This window comes from Stenotrophomonas sp. YJH_SMC_21, from assembly GCF_059369555.1.
Genome location: NZ_JCAFSU010000002.1, coordinates 38,329 through 56,556 on the forward strand (window position 1 = coordinate 38,329; position 18,228 = coordinate 56,556).

The 18,228-nt window shown below is 62.3% G+C and carries 12 protein-coding genes and 1 tRNA gene; 6 read left to right on the plus strand and 7 right to left on the minus strand.

Annotated features, from left to right (window positions below):
- The first annotated feature begins 59 nt into the window (after window positions 1–59).
- Both AC5P67_RS03070 and AC5P67_RS03075 read left to right on the plus strand, forming a co-directional pair.
- Window positions 60–2,201 (plus strand): TonB-dependent siderophore receptor, encoded by a 2,142-nt coding sequence (locus AC5P67_RS03070; RefSeq protein WP_100438702.1) that lies wholly within the window; start codon window positions 60–62, stop codon window positions 2,199–2,201.
- Window positions 2,202–2,363: 162 nt separating this feature from the next.
- Window positions 2,364–2,561: a hypothetical protein gene (locus tag AC5P67_RS03075; RefSeq protein ID WP_005410142.1), complete on the plus strand. Its 198-nt coding sequence runs from the start codon at window positions 2,364–2,366 to the stop codon at window positions 2,559–2,561.
- Between the two features lie 110 nt (window positions 2,562–2,671).
- On the opposite strand, the gene AC5P67_RS03080 is transcribed toward AC5P67_RS03075, so the two are convergent.
- The 3 genes from AC5P67_RS03080 to AC5P67_RS03090 form a co-directional block, all read right to left on the minus strand.
- Window positions 2,672–3,994 carry a Smlt3024 family type IV secretion system effector gene (locus AC5P67_RS03080; RefSeq protein ID WP_100438703.1) on the minus strand — a complete coding sequence of 441 codons (1,323 nt, stop codon included), beginning with the start codon at window positions 3,992–3,994 and terminating at the stop codon, window positions 2,672–2,674.
- 22 nt (window positions 3,995–4,016) lie between these two features.
- Window positions 4,017–4,880: a Smlt3025 familytype IV secretion system inhibitor gene (locus AC5P67_RS03085; RefSeq protein WP_087803497.1), complete on the minus strand. Its 864-nt coding sequence runs from the start codon at window positions 4,878–4,880 to the stop codon at window positions 4,017–4,019.
- Between the two features lie 151 nt (window positions 4,881–5,031).
- The gene (locus AC5P67_RS03090) at window positions 5,032–5,379 is read right to left on the minus strand and encodes a winged helix-turn-helix transcriptional regulator (protein WP_005410145.1); all 348 of its coding nucleotides are present in this window, start codon (window positions 5,377–5,379) and stop codon (window positions 5,032–5,034) included.
- Between the two features lie 101 nt (window positions 5,380–5,480).
- On the opposite strand from AC5P67_RS03090, the gene acuI reads away from it, so the two are divergent.
- The 3 genes from acuI (at window position 5,481) to AC5P67_RS03105 (ending at window position 9,798) form a co-directional block, all read left to right on the plus strand.
- Entirely contained in the window at window positions 5,481–6,470 is a 990-nt protein-coding gene (gene acuI, locus AC5P67_RS03095; RefSeq protein WP_043034635.1) for an acrylyl-CoA reductase (NADPH), read from the plus strand.
- A 146-nt stretch (window positions 6,471–6,616) separates the two neighbouring features.
- Window positions 6,617–6,937, plus strand: a complete 321-nt coding sequence (locus AC5P67_RS03100; protein ID WP_043034634.1) for a hypothetical protein — start codon at window positions 6,617–6,619, stop codon at window positions 6,935–6,937.
- Window positions 6,938–7,044: 107 nt separating this feature from the next.
- Window positions 7,045–9,798 (plus strand): UvrD-helicase domain-containing protein, encoded by a 2,754-nt coding sequence (locus AC5P67_RS03105; RefSeq protein ID WP_043034633.1) that lies wholly within the window; start codon window positions 7,045–7,047, stop codon window positions 9,796–9,798.
- 676 nt (window positions 9,799–10,474) lie between these two features.
- Here the strand turns inward: AC5P67_RS03105 and AC5P67_RS03110 are convergent.
- The 3 genes from AC5P67_RS03110 to AC5P67_RS03120 form a co-directional block, all read right to left on the minus strand.
- Window positions 10,475–10,876 carry an ankyrin repeat domain-containing protein gene (locus tag AC5P67_RS03110; RefSeq protein ID WP_043034632.1) on the minus strand — a complete coding sequence of 134 codons (402 nt, stop codon included), beginning with the start codon at window positions 10,874–10,876 and terminating at the stop codon, window positions 10,475–10,477.
- The gene (locus AC5P67_RS03115) at window positions 10,863–15,368 is read right to left on the minus strand and encodes an RHS repeat-associated core domain-containing protein (protein WP_158471761.1); all 4,506 of its coding nucleotides are present in this window, start codon (window positions 15,366–15,368) and stop codon (window positions 10,863–10,865) included. The genes AC5P67_RS03110 and AC5P67_RS03115 overlap by 14 nt, the downstream gene beginning before the upstream one ends.
- A gap of 436 nt (window positions 15,369–15,804) precedes the next feature.
- Window positions 15,805–15,894, minus strand: a tRNA-Ser gene (locus AC5P67_RS03120).
- A 124-nt stretch (window positions 15,895–16,018) separates the two neighbouring features.
- Here AC5P67_RS03120 and AC5P67_RS03125 point away from each other — a divergent pair.
- The gene (locus AC5P67_RS03125) at window positions 16,019–17,089 is read left to right on the plus strand and encodes a DUF4241 domain-containing protein (protein WP_495214290.1); all 1,071 of its coding nucleotides are present in this window, start codon (window positions 16,019–16,021) and stop codon (window positions 17,087–17,089) included.
- 81 nt (window positions 17,090–17,170) lie between these two features.
- Here the strand turns inward: AC5P67_RS03125 and AC5P67_RS03130 are convergent, their stop codons facing one another.
- Window positions 17,171–18,163, minus strand: a complete 993-nt coding sequence (locus tag AC5P67_RS03130) for a LysR family transcriptional regulator (protein WP_005410175.1) — start codon at window positions 18,161–18,163, stop codon at window positions 17,171–17,173.
- Between the last annotated feature and the right edge of the window lie 65 nt (window positions 18,164–18,228).

Consider the following 18,228-nt stretch of genomic DNA (forward strand, 5'->3'; position numbering starts at 1 on the left):
AGGCGTCGAAGTATCGCAAATGCTAATCTTTCTCATTTGCAGACACGTGACCCTCCCCAATGCCCCTGCCCATGCCCCTGCAACGCACCCTGTGCCTGGCACTGACCCTGCACGTGGCGCCCCTTGCGCATGCAGCTGAGTCCTCCGCTGCCGCACCCAAGGATCTGGACAAGGTCGAAGTCCGCGGACGCGCACAGACACTGTATCGGGTAGACGATGCCGCGGTCGGCACCCGCACCGATACGCCCCTGGAGCTGGTCCCACAGTCGATCCAGGTCATCCCGCGTGAACTGATCGACGACCAGGCCGCGCGTCAGGTGACCGACCTCTATCGCAGCATCAGCGGCATCAGCTATTTCAGCTATGCCGGGGTGACCCTGCGCGGCTTCCGCCAGGAGAACGTGCTGTATGACGGCCTGCGCGGCGACCCGTACGCAGGATTTTCGGTGCCGCAACTGTTCAACATCGAGCGCGTGGAAGTGCTGAAGGGGCCGGCAGGCGCGCTGTATGGCGGGGGTGATGCGGGCGGTGTCATCAACTACGTGACCCGCAAGCCGAAAGCCAGCGCCGAACGCCGCATCGAAGTCCAGCTCGGCGACAAGGACTTCCGTGCCGGATCGATCGAGGGTACCGGGCCGTTGAATGCCGCCGGCAGCGTACGCTATCGCGCCGGGCTCTATGCCGACAGTGAACAGGGCGTGCGCTGGAATACCGACAGCGAGAGCGTGATCGGCGACGCCTCGCTGGCCTTCGACGTTGGCCAGACCGGCGAGCTGGTGCTGCAGTTCACCGACATCACCCAGAACCTTGGCGGCAACCGCCTGCGTGGCGTGCCGGTCAACGATGCAGGCACGTTCCTGACCGACCGCCGCTGGAACCACAACGAGGCCAGTGATTTCCTCGACATGCGCGCCAAAGTGGCGCTGGCGCAGTACCGTTTCGCGCCGAGCGACACTCTGGACCTGGACTTCGCCGCCCGCTGGTTCAGCAACAACGAACACCAGATGTACCACGAGCCGATGGGCCTGATCGATCGTGACCGCGATGGCGTGGCCGAGTGGATGACCCGCCAGCTGCGCAACCAGATACGCGACAACGAAGCATTCACTGCCAACGGCAATGCCGTCTGGCGGGTGGCCACCGGCACGGTTGAGCACAAGGTGCTGTTCGGCGCCGATGTGTACCAGCTGGATGCGGATTTCACCGCACAGACCGCGAACAGCGCTGACCTTGCGCGTGGCGCCGGGCCGGTGCGCGGCATCGACCTGTTCAATCCCGTGTACGGCGCCAGTACCTGGCACGACTACAACCTGGCGGCCCTGCCCTGGCGCAGCACATCCACCCGCAGCAAGCGCCATGGCGGCTACCTGCAGGACGAACTGGCACTGGGCCCGCGCTGGCATGTGCTGGCCGGGGTGCGCTGGGATGGCTTCAAGGATGAGGATCGCATCACTGGCAACAGTGTGGATGGCAACGATCTCAGCTGGCGGCTGGGCAGCACGTTCACCGTGCGCGAGGGCCTGAACGTCTACGCCAACGTCGCCAGTGGTTTCGTGCCGCAGAGTGCCGCCAACCAGAACCCGGCCGCTGGCGGACCGTTCGATGCCGAGCGCAGCAAGCAGTGGGAAGTGGGCATGAAGTCGCTGCTGGCCGACCGTGTGACCTTGAACATGGCGGCCTACCGGATCGACCGCAGCAACATCGTGCAGGCCACCGGCGAGGTGATCGGTGGCGTGAACCAGTTGGCCGCGCTGGGCCTGGTACGCAGTACCGGCATGGAGCTTGACCTTCTGGCCGACCTCAGCGAGCGCTGGGTGCTGAACCTGACCTACGCCTACAACGATGCGCGGGTGAAGGACGCCGGCCCGAATGGCATCACCAACGCCTCAGGCGACCGATTCGCCAATGCGCCGCGCAACAAGCTGGGATTGTGGACGCGTTATGACCTGCCGGCGATCAACTCCGCCATCGGTTTTGGCGCGGATCACGTCGGCGAGCGCGTCAGCCTGGATGGGCAGACCGTCAAGGCCTACACCGTGTTCGACATGAGCTGGAAGACCACGTGGAGGCAGTGGCAGTTCCAGGCCAACGTCAAGAACCTGTTCGACAAGGTGTACGCGGCCAGTGGCTTCATTGAACGCAACGGGCATTTCCCCGGAGATCCACGGCGGGTGTATGTGCAGGCGGCCTACAGCTTCTGACCGGAAGCATTTGCAGCGCTGAATTCACTGTCGGCAAGCAGGTCGTTGCATGGCACTGGTTCACGCACGTCCGAAACCGTCGGCACTTCCAGTCACTTGTGCACGATCTCCTCCGCCTGTAGCGTTGCCGTTGCCCAAGGAGGGCTATCAACGGAGTGAAGCATGAAGATTGGATTCAAGCTGTCTGTTGCTATTGCGGCTGCTGCACTGACCCTGGGAATCGGCAGTGCCTCCGCGCAGTCCCGCTGTACCCCTTGCTACACCGCGTATGACGCGTGCCTGGCGGCGGGTAATGGCGAGAAGGTCTGTTACCCGGCGTTTGCTCGTTGCCTGCGGAACAGCGGCTGCACCATCCCGTAAGTCACGCACTGCCGTGATGCGTGCCGGCCCCCATTTCGGGGGCTGGCATTGGCTGGCAGGCGCTGCGCCTTACTACTGAAAAGGTTCCATACGCGACTGGCGGTGTGATTTCATCCCATCCGCATCGCATGGTTCTCGCGCGCCTGCACATCAATTTCCTGCTGGCGTTGCCCGGCAGTCTGCTGGCGATCCAGGTCGATCGCATTCATCTGCTGCAACGACTGCGCAACCGGCGTCTGTACTGCTATATCCGTGGGCATTGAAACGCGCAGGTGGGCGGGGTCGGTCATCTCGCCCTGCACCACGAACACGTTCCGCCCTGCGGGAGCGTCGGCCGTCTGGGCGCTCAGCAGCACGTGATCGGCGCGTTCAAGCTGGTTGCGGCGGGCCAAGGCCATCACGCTCGCCACAAGACGCTCGCTGTTCTCATCGTGGGTACGTCCCGCGCTGGCATCGATCGCGGCCACGCCTTCGCGCACCTGCTGCAGCAATGTGTACTCACGGTGGCCAGGACCAATGTCGGCCAGACGGGTCGGCGCCTGTGAGGGATCCGCCACGTCGTCCACCGCTGCGGTCAGCGGGCTGCGGGTAATGGTCCGATATGGGTCGTCCGGGTGGAACTGGGTTCGCTTCTCCAGGCGCTCCAGACGAACCTCGCGCGCGTCGTTGAGTTCGGCGATACGTGAGGGATCGGTGATCTCGCGCAGCGACATGTGACCGCCGCCCGCACTGATGCTGGCCCATTTCCTGTCCGCCTCGAAGTACATCGCGTAGTAGCTGTTGCCACCGATGACGTTCGGATCGACCGCCGAGCGCCCTTCCAGGGCCTGGGTGGCTTCCAGCACGCTCAACCGGGTGAGGTACTGGCCGCCTTTCGTCCATCCCATCTGGCTGATGGCATCGACGCTGGTGTTGCCTACACGCGGGCCTCCGGCGTAGTCATTGTTGAGCATGTTGGTCCAGATCTGCTCCAGCTTCGCGGGGCCGCTCTTCTGCTCAGCCGCCTGCAGCAACACGCGCGGCGTCCAGCAGTTGGGATCGAGTTCATGCCGTTCAAATGCACGGTCGTGAGCCAGCATTACATCCTTGCCGGGAAGATTCAGTGCCAGGTCTGGGCGGCCCTGCTCCATCCAGTACAGGCGTCGCTCCAGGTCCTGGCGCAGAAGCGTCTGCCCAAACATCTCCCATTGGCGCTCGCTCAGCTGCGCATCGGGAAAGCCGGAGCCCTTGCCCTCCTGATCACGGGCGTAATCCTGCGCGTAGCTGTTTGCAACGCGGCCTGGCAGGCTGTCGTTGCGAACAACACCCAGCGCAAGCGTGCCATAGCCATCCGCATCTGGCAGCTGCGACAGATAGTTCCAGTACAACTCGCGGTTTCCGGCCTTGGCATAGCTGGCCAGAATCTTGAGATTCTCTTGCGTCAATCCACTCATAGCCTGCTCCTGAATGCATTCACTACCGGACGCGGGAGCGCGCGAGAACATCCCGCACCGCATCTTCCATCCGCTTCCAGTCCGCCAGGAAGGCCCGCTTGTAGTTCAGCGAGATGGAAAGCTTGTTCTCCACATCCGAGAAATAGTGGAAGCACCCCGCGGCGGCTTGTCCTTGCTCACTGATGACCTGATCGCCCTGCAGGCGAACGCCATCCCCCCGGAACGCCGTGCTTTCGCATTTGATGAATGTGGCCAGGCCGCCGTTGGGAGCGCGCGCGATGTACCAGTCATCTTCAAAGGCAGGATTGCGCGTGGGCGGTTTTCCATAGCGTGCTTCGTATTCCTTCGAGAAAACCCCCATCCTCGTTTCATCGATGGCGTAAGGCGTCAGACCCATGACGTCGGGCCGCGCAATGCGCAGATCGAGCCGATCCCGAGGATCCCCTCGCTCCACCGATCCTTCCTCGGTGGATGCCTGGTTAGAGGACAATCGCTCCAATGATGTTTCGATTGGCGCGCGATCGATGTAATCGATCGCCACAGCAATCTCCTTCCGGAAATCATTCGTACGCGGATTCGCCCGCGCACCCGGCGCCGTCGGCTTCATGTCCGGCCACTCGATGACCAGCGTCACGCCCTCGCCCGGCCACGGTGCGATCTGGCTGTCCAGGTAGTTGGCTGGAATGCGGAAGGTATTCGGCCCGAGCTTCACGTCCACGGGTGCATCGGTATAGGTGTGGCCGTTGATCGTGCGGCCGGTCGGGGTTGCGCCGGACATGGCGGGATTCCTTTCGTGTTCGTTGGACGGTGGCCGCGCACAGGCGCCGGCACTCACTGCAACGGCAAGTGCAAGCGTCAGACACCGGCTGGGGGACATCACGTGCATGGGCATTCCATTGCAGGGTTCCAGCGCCACTATAGGCAACCGGGCGTCCACGGAACAGGAACCGCATCGCAGCCCTTCATGAAACCAGGCAGCGCGCCACATGCGCTGCCTGCAGTACTGCGGATACTGCTTCGGCACTCCACTCCAGGTCTCAGCCGTTGCTGTCCGTGCCTTTATGGCCGCGATAGGTTTCACCCCACTCGCGCATGGCAAGCAGCACCGGCACCAGCGTGCGACCGAATTCGGAAAGCTCGTACTCCACCTTCGGCGGCACTTCCGGGTACACGTGGCGGATCACCACCCCGTCAGCCTCCAGTTCCCGCAGCTGGCTGGTCAGCATGGACTGGGTGGCGTTGGGCACACGCCGGGTCAGCTCCATGAAACGTCGCTTGCCTGTCATCAGGTGAAACAGAATGATCGGCTTCCACACGCCGCCCATCACCGACAGCGTGACTTCCACCGCGCAACCGCTCTTGCCATCCCAACGCCTGCTACGCATGCATACTCCTGAAAACCATAGTACCTACGGAAATTCATCGTTCTTGTTGCGATGACGGTGCGAGCCTAGCATGGCCCCATTCCTTGAATGTGAGGCCCAGCATGACGTTCAAAGCACTGCTCACCCGCAAGACGAACAACCAGGTTTCGACCGAGCTGGTCGATTTTGATGAAGCCGATCTGATGGACGGCGACGTCCTGGTGGACGTCGAGTACTCCACGCTGAACTACAAGGATGCGCTCGCCCTGACCGGCAAGAGTCCGGTCATCCGGACGTTCCCGCTCATTCCCGGCATCGATCTGGCAGGTGTGGTGCTGGAATCCAGTAGAGCCGACTTCCAGCCAGGCGACCGCGTTGTGCTCAATGGCTGGGATCTGAGCATGGGACATCACGGCGGGCTGGCCCAGCGCGCGCGCGTGCGGGGCGAATGGCTCAACCGGATTCCCGGCAACTTCAGCACCCGCGACGCCATGGCCATCGGTACCGCAGGTTATACCGCCATGCTGTGCGTACTGGCCCTCGAACATGCGGGGCTGACGCCCGAAAAGGGCGATGTACTGGTGACCGGCGCCAACGGTGGCGTCGGTTCGATCGCGGTGGCGATCCTCTCAAAGCTGGGCTATCGCGTGGTGGCCGCCACCGGGCGCCCGGAACACGCCGGGTACCTGCACAGCCTGGGCGCCGCCGAGATCATCGATCGCGCGCAGCTTTCAGAACCGCGCGAGCGGCCGGTGAGCGCCGAACGCTGGGCCGGGGTGGTGGATGTGGCCGGTGGCCCTACCCTCGTCAACGCCATTGCCGAGACAAAATACCGAGGCGCCGTGGCCGCCTGCGGGCTGGCGCAGAGTGATGAGCTCCATGGCTCGGTGCTGCCCTTCATTCTTCGCAACGTGACGCTTGCCGGCGTGGATTCGGTGAATGCGCCGCAGGAGGTTCGCCAGCGCGCCTGGGATCGCCTTGCCACCGACCTGGATCCACAGAAGCTTGAAAGCACAGTGCAGCTGATTGGGCTTGCCGAGGTGCTGGATGTCTATGAGCAGATCATCCCGGGCAAGGTGCGTGGGCGGATTGTCGTGGATGTGAATGCGTGAGCAGATCGTCTGGATCAACTGCATTTGATGCAGTTTCCATGCTGCGGCGAATGGTGAACACGCAGTGAAACGACGCGGGCGGCGGTGGCCTCAAGCCAACGCCGCTCGCATACGCTCGGATTCCCATCGCCGCCTGGACACCTGACATGCCAATGACCGCGTTCGCACTTGCCGCTGCGCTTTCGGGCCTGCCCGACATCACTTGGGAGCGCGAGCGCGCCGAGGATGCGCACCAGCTCATGCTGTGCCAGATCCATCGCGATGCGCTGAAGCAGAACGAGGGCAAGGACGATGCCTATCCGCGTGCCAAAGCGGTCTGCGACCTGCTGGCACGCGAGTACAAGGACAAGTGGGATTTCAACGCGCAGGATGCCCTGGCCGCTTCGGCGGTGGATCTGGACGAGCTGATCCGACGCGGTGATGTGGTGGAAGTACCGCCGACGAAGCAGGAGCGCGCCTACGAGTGATGGCGTGCCCGCGGGCAAGGCCGCACGCATCTTCAAGGGCCCTTATCATGTGGGCCTGGGGGCGCTGTACGCCCCACTGAGGCTTGCGGGGCAGTATCTGGATGTCTATGGAATGGCGCCCTTCGGGCTGGGGCCGACGCTTGACCCGTTCGCCCCATTGGTCGCTGCGGCTTGATGGCGAGTACGTTGAACTCAGTGTCTCCGGCCAGCAGTACCGGCTGCGCGTGGATGATGATCAGCAGGTGCAGGTCCATCGAGGGGTCTGCTGGTCACGGGTCGAACTGCAGACCGGCGATGCTGCCGGGCTGTGCGTGGACGGGCTCCCCAACGGACCAGCGTCCCGGCTTGCGGGGGCCCTGCAGCACCTGCTCTTTGCGCGAACCACGCGTGGACGCAAGGCCCTGTTCGACACGATTCTGAAGCAGATCCAGTCCTGGTTGAGCGACGCGGATGCCCTCATCGATCGTGGCAGTGCCGGCCGCCGCTGGATCACCCATGAGCAACAGCAGGCGCTGCTGGCGAAGCGCTCAGACCTGCCCCTGCAGCCGCCTGAGCTGGAGCAGCTGTTCCGCGATGAAGACGTGCATGAAGATCTGCATGCGGACAGCCATCACGCAGCGCTGGACGCCCTGCGCGACTGGAACCTGGATTGGCCCGCTGCCTGGGCCGAAGCCAATGAGGCCATGACCCTGCGCGAGCTGGTGTTGGCCAGGGACTTCCTGGGCCGGGTCGAGAGCAAGCCGCTGACCGAGGAACAGGCCCGCGCCGTCATCTGCTTCGACAATCGGGTGCAGGTCGTGGCCGCGGCCGGCTCCGGCAAGACCTCCACGATGGTCGCCAAGGCCGCTTATGCCATTGACCGCGGCTTTGTCGAGCCCGAACGCATCGTGATGCTCGCCTTCAACAAGGATGCTGCCAAGGAACTGGAGGAGCGTGCGCAGCGAACCTTCGATCGACTCGGCATGGGCAACACCGTGGTTGAGGCCCGGACCTTCCACGCCCTGGGCCTGGCCATCATCGCCAAGGCCACCGGCCGCAAGCCCGACATCCCCGAATGGGCCATTGACGCCACGCTGGGCTTCAACAAGCTGGCCGAACTGGTGGACGACCTGAAGGATCGCTCGATCCACTTCCGCACCCAGTGGGACATGTTCCGCCTGGTGTTCGGGCGCGACCTGCCGGCATTCGGCGCGGAAATGGAGGCCGATGGCTACGAACGCGATGGCACGCCCTACATCCGCACCCTGCAGGGTGAGCGGGTGAAGAGCCTGGAAGAATGCGTGATCGCCGACTGGCTGTTCTACAACGGCGTGACGTACGACTACGAGCGACGCTACGAGTTCGATACTGCGACGGACACCCACTGCCAGTATCGCCCCAACTTCTATTACCCGTACGCCGGGCTGTATCACGAGCACTTTGCGCTGGATGCCGATGGCCAACCGCCGCCGCACTTCGCCCATTACGCCGATGGCATGCACTGGAAGCGCCAGCAGCATGCGGCACGCGGCACCGCCCTTGTCGAAACCACTTCGTTTGGTCTGCGCAGTGGACATGCCCTGCAGGATCTTGCGGAGAGGCTTGGCGAGTCCGGTGTCGAACTCGACCCCAACCCCGACCGCGAGCTGCCCGAGCAGGGCGCAAAGCCCATGCCGGACGCGGATCTGATCGGGCTGATGCGCACCTTCATTGCCCATGCCAAGAGCAACTGCCTGACGCTGGACGATATGGCGGAGCGCCTGCGACAGATGCCCGAAGACCAGTTCAAGGAACGGCATCGGCGCTTCCTGGAAATCGCCAGCCCTGTTTTCCAGGCCTGGGACAACGCACTGGCTGACGAGCACGGCATCGATTTCGAAGACATGCTCAACATGGCGGCCGACCTGCTCGAACAGGGCCGCTATGAATCGCCCTACGAACTGGTGATGGCCGACGAATTCCAGGATGCCTCGCGCGCCCGCGCCCGGCTCTGCCGAGCATTGGTAAGTAAACCAGGACGCTACCTGTTTGCAGTAGGCGATGACTGGCAGTCGATCAATCGCTTCGCCGGCGCCGACGTTTCGGTGATGACCGGATTCCGCGAATGGATGGGGCATGGCCAGGTGCTGAAACTGGAGCAGACATTCCGCTGCCCGCAGGCGCTCTGCGATGCGTCCAGCCGCTTCATCAGCCGGAATCCAGCGCAGATTGCCAAGGCGGTTCGTTCTGCCTCACCGGCAATGGGGCCAGTGCTGCAAGCGTTCCAGATGAATCGTCGCGAGGAGCTGCAGGATGGCGTTCGCCAGTACCTCGCCAGGCTGCATCAGCAGCTGTTGTCAGGCGCGGTGCCGCAGGGCCGCAATGGGCGCGTGACTGTATTCATCCTGGGGCGGTATCGCGCCGATCGCAGCGCGGTACCACCGGATTGGAAGACTGCCTTCGGCAGCACGATGGACGTGGAGTTCCTCACGGTCCATCGGTCGAAGGGATGCGAGGCGGACTACGTGATTCTGCCGGGCATGATCAACCGCAGCTTCCCGAGCCTGCGCTCGGATGACCCGGTGCTTTCCCTGGCAATGCCGGAGGGTGATACCTACCCGCTGAGCGAAGAGCGGCGGTTGTTCTATGTCGCGCTGACGCGTGCGCGACGCTCGGTGGCCATGTTCACCCTACAGGGGAAGCGTTCGCCGTTCCTGGACGAGCTGGTGAAGGACGGAGCAGTGGAAGTGACCGCGATTTCAGGCGCAGCCATCCACGAAGAGCGCTGTCCGGTGTGCAAGGTCGGCGTGTTCGTGGACCGCAATGGGCCGCATGGGGCCTTCCGGTCGTGCTCGAGTTACCCGTTGTGCCATAACAAGCCGAGGGGTGGGCGGCCTGGGTGAATACACCCTGCTCCATCCACATGCGCCTGACTCAGGGTGCCGGCCCTGAGCCATGGCACCTCCGGAAAAGAAAAAGCCCCTCCTGGGCCGAAGCTTTCGTCTGAATGGAGGCGGAGTTGCGAGGCATCGCAAAGACCCCGCACGTCCTCACGACGTCTTCTTACGGGATCATGCAACCTCCGTACTGCAGATAATGGTGAACACACAGCGAAGCTCCACGAGCGGCGGTGACCTCAAGCCACTGCCCCGCTCATACGCTTCCGCGCGGACACCCGAAATGTCAATGACTGCATTCGCGCGTGCCACAGCGCTTTCAAGCCGGTCCGGCATCACCTGGGAGCGCGATCGCGCCGAGCATGCACACCTGCTCATACTGCGAGGAACCCATTGAGATGCGCTGAAACAGAATGTGGGGAAAGACGATACCTGTCCCCGAGTCAGCGCGGTCGGTGACCTGCTTGCGCGAGGCACAAGAACAAGTGAGAGTTCGAGGCGCAGGTTGGGCTCAATGCATCAGCAGTCGATATGAACGAGCTGATCCAGCCTAGCGCGCCAGTGGAAGTGTCGCCGACGAAACACGATGGCACCTACGAGCAATCACGCGCCATCCTGACGCCGCGATCCTCTCAGGCCGCCGAGAACTGCAGAGTCAAGAGCGCGCTCCATTACCCACACCTCATCGACCTCGAACCTTCCCCGGCGACCCGCTCTCGATCTGCTCGACCAGCTCATTGAAGACGGGCCTCCTCTTCATTATTTCCAGCACCGAATCGCCCACCTCATCCAAGATCATGGGGTCCGCACCACAGGAAAGAAGATAGACAACGGCCTCGAAACCTTCATTAATCACCGCATTCGCCATCGGCGTCAGCCCAATATCTCCGAGCACGTCAATATTCGTCACGAACGGCATCAGCCCCTTCAGCAGCTCCACGTCATTGTTGAACGCCGCTACATGCAGCGGTGTATCGTCATCGATCCCATGGCTTTCAGGGCACGTCAGCTCGCAGCCTTCGAAGGTGTGGTAATCATCGAACCTCGCAAGCAGCCTCTTCAGTTCCGGATCAGTTGCACTCATCGGGGCACTCCCTCCGAAGTCTCTCTTCAAGGATCTTCAGCTCCGCCCAATCTCTGGCATTCACCGCAGCATGGCGCCCTCCAGGGTACTTTGGCGTCATCCATCGCATGTCCCATGAATGCCGCGCCAAGGCAAGCTTCTTCATGTACTCGATTCTATTCCTAAGATTTCTGCATGGATCCTCATCCCGCTTATATCCCTGCTGATTCAACTCTTTGTACTTCCGGTACTCGAGATCCCTTCGTTCCTTATCGGTCAACCACGCCGAATTCATCAGCGCCCCCAACAGCGACGCGTTGCCGCTTGTCGGATCGAGCCACGCACCGAGATCCATGAACTGCGCTGCCGTTGCACTCGATGCCACAACGCCTGCGGTATCCATCTCCGAGCTCCGCCCTGTATCGGCCAGCTGTCCAGCCAAGCGCTGCAGCTCGCGAAGACCCTTTGGGTCAACGCGCTGGACAGGCCGAGCACTTACATAACTGAATGTTGAAATACCCCCAGCGAGCCCAATCGGATCGCTTTGGGAGTAGCGCCCCACTGCTGGGTCATACTCGCGTTGATAGTTGTAGAACAACCCGGTCGCTTCCGTCGCCTGCTGCCCCGGGAAACGAAGTGAAAGGTCGAATGCCACGCCATCTCCATCTGGATCCGTATTCGGCATCTGATTGCCGAATACTTCGCTCTTGCTGCTCCATTCCCATATGGCAGTGTTGCGGACAGGATCGACCACGACGCGCGGCGTTCCGAGGTGATCGGGCTGGATGTAGACCAACTCCGGAGAACCAGCGTCTGCAGAGCTGATCAATGCCACTGGATAGTCTTCAAGCCAGATCGCCTGCTGCGACCGACCTGATTCAAAGTGGTCGCCCAGCCATTGCCCGGCTTCGTCATAGAGGGTGATCTGCTTATCACCGCCGAACGGAACGCGAAGAATGCGCTCCCCTAGGTGATTGTATGCGTAGCCCTCAAGCAAATTCCCGTCCTGCTTCACCGCTGCCATGCGATTGGCGTCGTTGTACACGTATTCCTTGCCTTCCACGCGAACGGTGTTGCCGGAGGCATCATGATCGCGCCCCACACCATCCACAGCCGTCAGGTGATGACTCGTCGCGGGATAGGTGTAGAGCGAGGCGCCACCCGCGGTCTTCAGCGACGTGCGGTTACCAGTGGAATCGTATGCATAGGTTTCGATGGGCGTTGCGGTGAGCCCATCCTGAGTCTGCGTGAGGCGCCCCAAGGCATCATAGGCATAGCGGGCCATCACCTGCGAGCCACTGCCATTCTTCAGCGCCACGATGGAGCCAACGGGATCGTAGCTGTAGCTCTGGGAGAGCCCCCCGGGAGTCGGATCATTCACAGCCTGTGCGCGATAGTCGAGATCCAGAGAACGATCCAGCCGCCGACCATTGCCATACGTCCAGCCGATCGCCGGACCGAAGGCGGCGTAGGCTACGTCCTTCACCACGACCTGCCGGGCCTGACCAAGCCGGGTCAGGCCAATTTGATTCACACGATCAAAGCCATCCCGGACGTAGTCGACAATGCTCCCGTCCGGGTACACCAATGTCGCAAGGTTTCCGGATGGACTGTAGGAGTATCGCACTGTCCGTGTCAGACCATTGATCGTCTGCACCTTCCGGGTGATCTGGCCAAGCCGACCGTAGCAATACAGCGTGCTGCCGCCAGCATGCTGCACCTCGCCGAGCCTCCCCTTTGCAAACCGCTCGTCGGCAGGGCACGACTCTGGCGCCAGGTCATAGCTGTAGCTCACGTCAAGACTGGTATCCGGGTAGGCAATTCCAATCACCCGATCCAGAGCATCGTACCGATACGAAGCAGTAACACCACGGGCATCGGTGAACGTCCGACGGTTACCACCGGAGTCAACCGTGTACAGACTGGCACCGCTGTCTGGACTGACTTGCCCAGTCAGGTCGCCGAAGCCGTTGTAGGAATAGGTTGTAGACAGCCCCTTGGGATCAGTTACCCGGGTCACCTGATCCATGGCGTTGTAGTGCGTACGGACTTCCACATTCAAACCGCCGACATCCTGAAGGGACAGCACAAGGCGATTCAATGGATCGTATTGCTGTCGGTTCTTGCGGCCCAGAGCATCGGTCGTGGAAGCGATGTTACCGTTGGCATCGTAGGAGAAATCAGTGGGATTGGCGCCGGCATCCGCCTCTGTCGCCAATTGCCCGAACTGGTTGTAGATCCGGCTGAGCGCTCGCTTCAGTTCGCCATTTACATCCCGCGTCTCTTCCGCGACGCGATTCCCCGCATTGTCCAGGATGAAGGTGATTGAGTTTCCTTGGCTATCGGAAATCGCCGTCAATCGGTGAGCTACGTCGTAGGAGTAGGAAATAGATGATCCATCTGGCTGTGTCACCTGCCTGACTAGGCCTGTGGGCCAGTAGTCGAGACTGATCGCGCGCGCACCGGCGCCGGATGCGGAATCAAATCTGACAATGGCTGGCCAGCCACGTGGATGGTACGCAATCTCGGTAACGATGCCATTGGGGTCTTTGACAGACGTCGGTCTTCCAGCCCCGTCATAGGCAAGCACCTCGGAGATGTGACCCGCTGCGTTAACGACTTTCCACAGGTCGCCTTTCCTGTAGAGGCATGAGCCGGAGCCCGCAGCGCAGCCCGCATCGCTGCTGGGATAGTAGACATAGGAGGTCGTGTCAGTGACATCCAATCGGGGTCCGTCGACCTGAGTAAGCAGACCAAGCAATGGGCACCGCGCTGCAGCCACATCGTCCGCTTCGCAGTAGGTGCTTGTCGTGGTTCGCGTCTCGCCCGTCGCCGGATCGACCTGCGTGGCAGCCAGCGCTTGCCCGCGTGCGTTATAGGTCCAGGTGGACTTGGATACCAATACGTTCGCCGCATCAAGAATGCGGCGCTCGACCGGCACCCTTAAACTGGAATGCCAGTCGGTCTGCACGGTTCGCCGCAGACCCGTTGCATCGTTGGCAGCTTCGACACGCTGGACTTCGAGCAGGCGCGCGTTGTGACTGAATGTTGTCTCGTTACCGGCAAAGTCCACCGATGACTGCACCATGCCATTCCCATCATAGGTCTTGGCCCTGGCGGTGTTGCTACACCCCAGACACAGCTCATCGAGGGACGCGAGCCGGGCGACACGATGCTTCACATCGAAGCCATAGTGGCGCACCTTCCCCAAGCTGTCGGTGACAGTCGTCGTGCCATCGTCATTGAACGCTAGCAAGGTTCTATCGATGGTACCCGTCGCGTAGTCACCGTGGACACTCAAAACACCACGCCGATAGCCATCGTAACCCCAGCTCGCGTAGCGCTGACCACTTTCATCGGTGATGCCCGTCAACGTGTGGGGCTGGGAAACACCAGTCGTCTGATCCAATTCGTTGTAGTGGTAGCGACGGACGGACTCACCGGCTGGCGCTTCCGGATAGGAAACGCTGACCAGATCCCCATCGGCGTAGCCATATCGGATAGCACGCCCGGTTGGCAACGTAACCGATGCGACCATTCGATCCTTGTACGTGAAGACCAGACTTCGCCCTTCGGGGTCGGTTACCTTCTCCAGCCTCTTGATGCCATCCGCATAAGCATTGGACAGTACCTGTCGATGACCGCCAAGATCGGTGATCGATGTGAGCAGACCATCACGATCATAGGTTTCTACGGTGCCGTCGCCGCGCGAATAGGTGAACGAGCTGAGTGCCCCTCCACTCATGAAAACACTGATCCTACCTGCAACATCTGCATCGCTCAGCCACTCATCGCCAACGCGAGTGAAGCTCTGCCGCGCTCCATTTGAGCGCCGCGCAATGATCCGATACATCACATAGTTGCCATCCGTCACCGGATAAAGGCGTGCTGAGTACGAATGCGTCCAACCCGCCCCCATCGGCAGAGGATCACCTTCAAGCGCCCGACCGCTGTTGTATGTCCTCTCCAGGCTCAGCGGGAAGACGCCCGCACCAACAAAGTCGACTTCATGCTGCCGCTTGTTGCCGGTGGCGCTGTCAATGGGATTGCTTCCGTTGCCTCCCGCAATGAGACAATTGCTGTCGCATTTCGGTGAGCCGTACTCGCCAGTTTCAGGATCCTCGAGACCGGGAAGCGGATACTCGGGTGGGCCGTCTTTCTGAACGCATCGCCCTGCGCGCCTGCTCCACTTCTCCTCGGAAGGACACCCAAACCCCCAAGCTGCCACATGCAATCGTGACTGCCCCACAGGACGCATGAAAGCGTGAGGTCCAGGCGGGTTTCCGATCCAACCGACCCCATATCCAGGTGCGCAATAGTTGTGCCCAGCGTATGCAGGCAGTGTTGCCTGGCATGTAGCCATTGCCTGCTGCATAGACGTGTATGCACGCGCTGCAGGGGACATCGCACAGCCCGCCACAAAGAGAAGCGTAATCATCAGCCGAGCGGCAAGCCAGCTGATACCTGCTTCAGAAAGAAATGTACCCGGACTTCCCCGTCGGATCTTCCTCATGACCTTACCTCTTCCTTGAAATTGCCGATCGAACTTGCCTAGCAACAGCATTTCGCAGCGGGTACGGAGGCTTCGACATGTACATAGGACCATATCGATGCAGCGCTGCCCGTCGCTCCGATCCAACTGTGCTGCTATCCATTGCTAACCATCAGCCGATGCTTCCAGTCGGCAGGCGGGGCAACAAGCTTCTTGAGGAAGCTACACGATGCCCGCATCAATGACATTGCCCATAAGCGTCAACTGAGACAATTGGCAGCGAATCTGGGCATAGCCGAACGAGATCGACCCACCAGTTCGTGCAGCAATATCCGGCACAACCGGAGTCAGACTGATGACACGAGCCCTCAACTGACGGCATTCGCCCACGAGATCCTTCTCGCACTGTCCGGAAAAACAAAAGAGCCCCTGTTTCCAGGGGCTCTTCTGAACCTCTTGGCGGAGAGAGTGGGATTCGAACCCACGGAAGGTTTGACCCTTCGCCGGTTTTCAAGACCGGTGCCTTAAACCGCTCGGCCACCTCTCCAATCTGGTCCCGGTCGCCCGGGCAGCGGCGTATTCTCGCACGTGAAGGCCATTTGCCCAAGACCACCCTTGCCCCCGCCCCTCGCATCCGGCACGGTGAGGGCTCGACTGCATCCGGAGCCGCCATGGCCCACCTCGATCTGGCCAACCTGCGCACCACCCTGCTGGACGATACCCAGCTGGCCGCAGTGGCCCTGCATCGCACCTTCGCCGGACACCTGCCGGTCAACAGCGGGCATCTGGTTGTCTGCGATCCGCTGGTGCAGGCCGAGGCGCCGGCGCTGGCCGACTACACCGCGCCGCTGGGCCGGCATCCGGTCGAAGTCATCGTGCACAGCGGCCGCCCGGCGTTGGCCGTGGTCTGGTTCAAACCCCGCGAAGCCCTCACTGCGTCTGCCCTGCACTGGCAGATGGCGCGCTGGACCACGCAGGACCTGACCGGCCTGGATGAAGACAGCTTCATCGGCTATCCGGTCGACGCTGGCATCGGCTGCTTCATGGACACCGACACCCAGCGGGCGCTGCTGGCCCTGATCGAACAGGCCGATGGCGACGAAGACAACGCGTGGTCGGATGCGCTGATCGACCATGACGGCCTGGATGAAGGCGCCGAGTACCGCCCCTGGGGCGAGGACTCACCGCACGGCCTGGTCGTATTCACCAGCGGCTGGGGCGACGGCGTCTATCCGAGCTACTGGGCGCTGGATACGTCCGGCATTCCGGTCGCTCTGGTCACAGATTTCCTGTGCATCCAAGGCGGTGATGGGCGCGCCCAGCGCGAGATCGCCGACCAGGCGTATCGCGACAACCTGCCAGCTGCGGAGGCCGAGGCGCTGGCGCGACTGGTGGCCGCCGTGGAGCGCGATGACGTGGAGGCACTGCGTGCCCTGCTGGAGGATGCGCCGCAGCGCGCCAACCAGATCGAGCCCGGATGCGGTGGCACCGCCGTGTTCGAGGCGATCCGTCTGGATCGCCCAGAGGCGTTGCGGGTACTGCTGCAGGGCGGCGCGCTGCCGGCAATGCCCGAGCGGCTGCACATGAGCAAGGTGACCAGTTACCTGGACTACGCGCGCTTCCTGAAGAAGCCACGCAGCGCGGAGCTGATGGCGGTGCTGGAAGCACCGGTCATTACCGAGCCCAGGCCGGCCGCACCGCCGCGGCGCAGCTTCTGGGACCGGCTGTTCGGCCGGAACTGACCGGGGCCGAAAAGTAGCAACGCCGGGCATGGCCCGGCGCTACCGTTTCACAGATTGGCGGTGCAGTTGCGGGTAGGTGCCTCAGCCCGCGTCCACCGCCAGCGCGCCCAGCGCACTGGCCTTGATCCGCTCCTTGGCCTTTTCACAGGCGCCACCGCAATCCAGGCGCGAGGCCTCCAGTTGCGGCGGCAGATGTTCGGCCAGGAAGTCGATGAACACGCGCACCGCCGGCAGCAGGCCGCGGCGCGAGGCGAACACGGCATGGCACACGCCCTGCGGCAGCGACCAGTCCGGCAGCACCACTTCCAGCTCGCCGTTGCGCACGGCGTCGGCGCACACGGTTTCCGGCAGCATGGTGATGCCGAAACCGTCCTTCACCATGCTCTGCAGCAGCGGGAAGTCGAAGCCGGCCACGCGCGGCTGCAGGTCGACCCGGCGCACTTCGCCTTCCGGCCCGTGCAGCTCCCAGCGTTGGCGGGCTTCGTCTTCGCTGATGCTGAGGGTGACGTGCTGGGTCAATTCTTCCGGATCCTTCGGCCGGCCGGCGCGGTCCAGGTACTTCGGGCTGGCCACCAGCAATTCCTGCACCTGGCCGAAGCTGCGCATCACCAGGCTGCCGTCATCGTCCAGGCGCGAGCGCACGCGCAGGGCCACGTCGTAGCCTTCGTTGATGATATCCACGCGGCGGTTGCTGATGTTCAGCTGCAGGCGCACCTTCGGGTACTGCTCGAGGAACTTGGGCAGCAGCTTGGGCAGCTGCATCTGCGCCAGCGACACCGGCACGCTGGCGCGCACCACGCCGCGCGGTTCCGCGCTGAGGCGGTCGACAACTTCACGCGCGGCCTGTGCCTCGGCCAGCATGGTCTGGGCGTGGCGGTGCACGCTGGTGCCGACATCGGTGACCGCGAAACGGCGCGTGGAGCGCTGCAGCAGGCGCACGCCCAGGTCGGTTTCCAGCTGGCTGATGCGGCGGCTCAGTCGCGACTTGGGGATACCCAAGGCGCGCTCGGCGGCGGCGAATCCGCCGTGGTCGACCACCATCGCGAAGTAGTACAGATCATTCAGGTCATGCATGCCCGAGTTCCATATCTAGAACAATACGTGGCATTCAATCACCTTTATTCCGCCTTTGCAACAAC